6 protein-coding genes and 1 tRNA gene are annotated in these 4,655 nt (G+C 65.3%); 2 read left to right on the forward strand and 5 right to left on the reverse strand.

The genetic code is table 11. From position 1 onward, the window contains the following. From QZ184_RS10235 to QZ184_RS10250, 4 genes are all read right to left on the reverse strand, one after another. On the reverse strand, positions 1 to 853 hold an 853-nt coding region (locus QZ184_RS10235; RefSeq protein ID WP_296419456.1), incomplete at its 3' end, for a Gfo/Idh/MocA family oxidoreductase. Between the two features lie 34 nt (positions 854 to 887). Continuing rightward, entirely contained in the window at positions 888 to 2,171 is a 1,284-nt protein-coding gene (locus QZ184_RS10240; protein ID WP_296416397.1) for a hemolysin family protein, read from the reverse strand. 10 nt (positions 2,172 to 2,181) lie between these two features. Further along, positions 2,182 to 2,254, reverse strand: a tRNA-Ile gene (locus QZ184_RS10245). Positions 2,255 to 2,266: 12 nt separating this feature from the next. Continuing rightward, complete coding sequence (locus QZ184_RS10250) at positions 2,267 to 2,740, reverse strand: Occludin/ELL family protein (protein ID WP_296419458.1); 474 nt, start codon at positions 2,738 to 2,740, stop codon at positions 2,267 to 2,269. 60 nt (positions 2,741 to 2,800) lie between these two features. On the opposite strand from QZ184_RS10250, the gene pyrE reads away from it, so the two are divergent. Both pyrE and QZ184_RS10260 read left to right on the forward strand, forming a co-directional pair. After that, positions 2,801 to 3,385, forward strand: coding sequence for an orotate phosphoribosyltransferase (gene pyrE, locus QZ184_RS10255; RefSeq protein WP_296416399.1), 585 nt, complete (start codon positions 2,801 to 2,803; stop codon positions 3,383 to 3,385). Further along, positions 3,382 to 4,242 (forward strand): aminomethyltransferase, encoded by an 861-nt coding sequence (locus QZ184_RS10260; RefSeq protein ID WP_296419460.1) that lies wholly within the window; start codon positions 3,382 to 3,384, stop codon positions 4,240 to 4,242. The genes pyrE and QZ184_RS10260 overlap by 4 nt, the downstream gene beginning before the upstream one ends. Here the strand turns inward: QZ184_RS10260 and QZ184_RS10265 are convergent. Next, on the reverse strand, positions 4,233 to 4,655 hold a 423-nt coding region (locus QZ184_RS10265; RefSeq protein WP_296419462.1), incomplete at its 5' end, for a TM0106 family RecB-like putative nuclease. The genes QZ184_RS10260 and QZ184_RS10265 overlap by 10 nt on opposite strands.

Below are 4,655 nucleotides of genomic sequence, written 5' to 3' on the forward strand. Positions count from 1 at the left end.
GCTCCAGCTCAGCGACAAGGGGGTCCACCGGCGAGGTGCTCACCTCTTCGATAAATCCGTCGTTGCGATACAGCAATTCACCGTGGTCAGCGCTGAAGGACTGGTGGGTCCGCCGGTGAATCTGCAGGCTGCGGTTGAGGAAATCGGTCTCCACCAGGGCGCTGCGGCAGTGGGCGGAGAGGCTGCGGATTTTGCGGTGCGCCATCTTGCTGGCGGTCAGGCTGGCGACCACACCATTGGCAAAGCCCAAGGTGGCATTGACGTAATCGATCGGACCATCGGCGCTGCGGCCGCCGGCGGCGGCAAGGCGAATAACGGGGGCCTGCGCCAGTTCCAGCACCAAATCGATGTCATGGATCATCAGATCCAGCACCACCGAGACGTCATTGGCGCGGTCCGGGTTGGGGCTGTGGCGGCGGGCCTCCAGCACCACCACCTCCTCGCCAGCCACCACCTTGACCAACTCGCGGAAGGCCGGGTTAAAGCGCTCGATGTGCCCCACCTGCAGCAGACGGCCGGAGGATTTCGCCGCTCGAATCAGATCGGAGGCCTCGTCTTGGGTGGCTGCGATCGGCTTCTCGATCAGGACGTGGACGCCCGCGTCAAAGCAGGCCATGCCGACGCGGTGGTGCAGGAGCGTCGGCACCGCGATGCAAACCGCCTCGACTTCCTTCAGCAGCTCGGTGTAATCCCCAAACCAGCGGCAGCCAAACTGCTCGACCGCAAGCTGACCGCGATGGGGGTCTGGGTCAGCAACCCCGACAAGCTCCGCATCCTTGAGCAGGCTGAGCACCCGGGCGTGGTGCCAGCCCATGTTTCCGATCCCGATGACCCCAACGCGGACTGGCTTCATGGCGTTGGTGTTCCGGCGCAGTAATTATCAGGGATCAAAGGTCGTCATCGCTGACGGGCTCTGCCAAACGGCGACTGATCTCTACACGGTCAATCCGGGGACCATCCATCGCGAGGACCTCAAATTGATGCCCCTTCCAGAACACACTTTCTCCGGGTGAAGGGATGTGCTGCAGGCGCTCCAAGAGGAAGCCGGCGAGGGTGTGATGTTCGTCGGATTCAGGCAACTGGAGGTTGAGCTCCCGGTTCAGCTCATAAATCTCCAGATCTCCGGCCACCAACCAGCTGTCGTCCTGGAGCTGCTGGAGATCCTCCTCGGGATTTTCGGGATCCTCCTCTTCGCCGACGATCTCGCTGGTGAAGTCGGAGATCGTGACCAGACCCTCGGTGCCTCCGTGCTCATCCACCACCAGCAGTAGCGGTTGACCACTGCGAATCAAGGGCAGCAATTCAGCGACTGGCGTGGTCTCTTGAACCTTGGTGACCGGGGTGACATAGGGAGCCAACGGTGTGTCGCGCTGCAGAAGTCCCTTGGCAATCGGTTCCGCCAAACGCCTGAGGTCCAGCACCCCGCGCACGTCATCGAGGGAACTGCCCAAGACCGGGAAGCGGGCGTGGTGGGTCGTATGGACGGCCTCCATCAGCTCACCAAAGCGCACCTCCAAAGGCAGGGTGACCATGCCCGAACGGGGGACCATCACCTCCCGCACCTGGGTATCGCGCAGAGAAAAGAGACCCTCCAACATGTCGCGCTCATCGGGCATCAAGCCGGTGACGCTGTTGGACTCAATCAGGGTTTCGAGCTCACCGGCTGAGAGGGCCGGCACCAACTGATCCCAGTTGCGCGGCAAGCCCAGCAAGCGCAGCACCCCATCACCCAGACGCTCCACCACCGCCAAAAACGGCGCCAGGGTGCGAATCAGGTTCTCCAACACCGGAGCCAGCCGAAGGGCGGTGGCTTCGGGGCGATGCAAGACCCAGGCCTTCGGCACCAAGCCGCCCAAAAGAGTGGCCAGGAGCACGAGGACAGCAAAGACAGCGATGTCCCACCAGACCTGCTGACCGGCAGCAGTGGAGAGCCGTTCCGCCAGGGCGCGGCCACTCCAGCCCAGCGCCAACAGGGCCATGGCCATGCCGAGCTGCGTCGCCACCAGGGCCCGGCGCAAACGCCGCTGCAGGCGTGCCACGGCGGTCGCACCAGCGTGGCCGTCCTCCTCGAGCAACTGCACCCGGGTCGGGCGCAGGCGAATCAGGGCAAATTCGGAGGCGGCGAAAAAGGCCAGCAGGATCAGCAGGGCCGCCGGAGCCAGAAATCGCATCGCCAAAGAATGGGGGTCGCGAGGATCGAACTCGCCTAAGGCGGATTATGAGTCCGCTGCATTCACCAGATTGCTAGACCCCCGGCGGTTGTGGTTTACCACAGGCCGCGCACGGGAGCAGAGAGGTTGCTGCAGCCGCCCTGGGGCAACCCTTGGCAGAAGCCATTGGAGACATCGGCTGTGCGCCAAGGCAGGGGGGTGCTCTGCTGATCCAGCAGCACTTGATAGGTGTTCTCGACCGCCGAACCGTCCCAGACGATGGTCTGATCGGGGAAACCCAGACCCATCACCCGGTTGCCCTCGCGGCCGCCCATGGCAATGCCGAGAACATCGGTGATCTGATTCACGACGCTGACCCCACGGGCATAGGGCGCGGTGTAGCTGAAGAAGCGCTGCTCCATCAGCTCAGGGGTGGTCGTCACCGGCCCGCAGCGACTCACCTCCACCAGGGGAGAACCATCGAGGGGCGCCTCAATGCTGGTGCGGCAGACAACGGGGCCCGCTGAAGCAGCCGGGATCAGCGATCCCGCCGCAGCGGCAGCAATGGCGAGTGAGCGGAGCAGCGGCATCCCTTGGGGCTCTGGGCTCTAGGCGCAAACTAGACAGACCGAGAGCTCGACGCCAGCGGAGTGACTACCACCGTTTCCCTGCCTTCCACCAGCACCGAACAGCGGCAACTGCTGCTGGAGCTGCTGGCCACGCGGGCCTACCGCCACGGCAACTTCACCCTGGCCTCCGGTCGCACCAGCAGTCACTACGTCAACTGCAAGCCCGTCAGCCTCAGCGGACTGGGCCTCGCGCTGCTGTCGGCTCAAATGCTGGAACTGGTCGAACCCGGCGCCGTGGCCGTCGCAGGCCTCACCCTCGGCGCCGACCCCCTGGTCAGTGGCGTGGCCCAAGCCGCGGCCTTGGCCGGTCAAGCCCTCGATGCCCTGATCGTTCGTAAGGAAGCCAAAGGCCATGGCACCGGTGCCTGGCTGGAAGGGCCCCTGCCGGAAGCGGGAAGCCGGATCACCGTGCTCGAGGACGTGGTCACCACCGGTGGCTCCTCCCTCAAAGCGGTGAAGCAGTTGCGCGAAGCGGGGTATGTGGTCGAGCGCGTCGTGACGATCGTCGATCGCCAGGAAGGCGGCCTGGCTGCCATGCAGGAGGCCGGCCTGGAGCTGCGCAGCCTGTTCCAGCTGGATGAAGTCGCAGCCGCACACCAGGCATGAGCGCAGCCAGCCGCTGGGGCACTCCCGTCAGCTTGATCCGCCTGGAGGGCAGCGACACCCGCCGCTTCCTGCACGGCCAGAGCAGTCAAGCGATTGAACTGGCCAAACCCGGAGACTGCCTGCCGACCTGCCTGATCAGCCCAACGGCACGAATGCGCGGCCTGGCCCTGGTCTGCATTGATGACGCAGGTGCTGACCTGATCGTCATCGCGGGGAATGGTGAGGCCATCCGGGCCGCCCTGGATCGCGTGCTCTTCCCCGCCGACAACGTGCGGCTGGGCGCTGTTCAGCCGGCCACCCTCTGGCAGTGGCAGGGCGAAGCCCAAACCGAAGACAGCGTGCTGATGCGACCCGGAGTCGACCTCGGCAGTGGTCCGAATGCCGCCGTTGTCTTGCAGCGATCTGACGAGGAGCTGCCGCCATGGCTCGCTGACCTGCCGGAATGGTCCGGCGAACAGGTAGAAGCCAACCGCCTGCGCCATGGCCTGCCCACCGAACCGGGTGAACTGAACGACGACACCAATCCGTTTGAACTCGGACTGGCCCAGTGGGTGAGCCTGAACAAGGGTTGCTACGTGGGCCAGGAGACCCTGGCGAAACTCGCCACCTACGACGGGGTCAAGCAACAGCTGCGCTACTGGGAAACCAGTGAAGCCCTCGAGCCCGGCACAACCCTGAGCAGCGCCGGCGGCGAGCGGGCTGGAGTGGTGACCTCCTCTCAGGGCGGCCGGGGGCTGGCGCTGATCCGACGCTCTCAACTCGAGGCCAGCACCCTGCAGGCCGGTGGCAGAGAGCTGACGATCAGCACACCCCTGGCCTTTATCGCGCCTCCAACCGGCGCTGGCGGTCAGGGCTGATCGAGAAGCCAACGGGCGACCACCCAGGTCGCCAGGGCATCGTCGTGGTTGTAGCGGAAGATCCGGCGCAGGTTCTGGCGAGAACCACGGCCATCGGCGCCAGCTCCGCCCAGGCGCCAGCGGCGCCACCAGAGCAGAGCCCGAGCCCCATCAACCCCCGGTTGGCTCCAACGGAAGCCGAGCCAACTGGCCACCGCCTTGAGCCCGTAGCTGTTGGTGGGCATCCACCAGTGCTGGCGCAGGCGCTGATGCACGTCCAGCATCCGGGCCCGTAGGGCCTTGAGCTCCCGCTCGCGCACCCCCAAGCGTTGGCCCATCTTCACCAGGGCCAAGACCTCCGTTTCGCCGAAGTGCAAGACCGGCCAATCGGGATAGGCCTCGAGCAAACGCATCAGGCGCTGCCAGAGCCGCTC

The organism is Vulcanococcus sp. DEBay_Sum22DG08_74, from assembly GCF_017852955.1.
Classification (GTDB): domain Bacteria; phylum Cyanobacteriota; class Cyanobacteriia; order PCC-6307; family Cyanobiaceae; genus Vulcanococcus.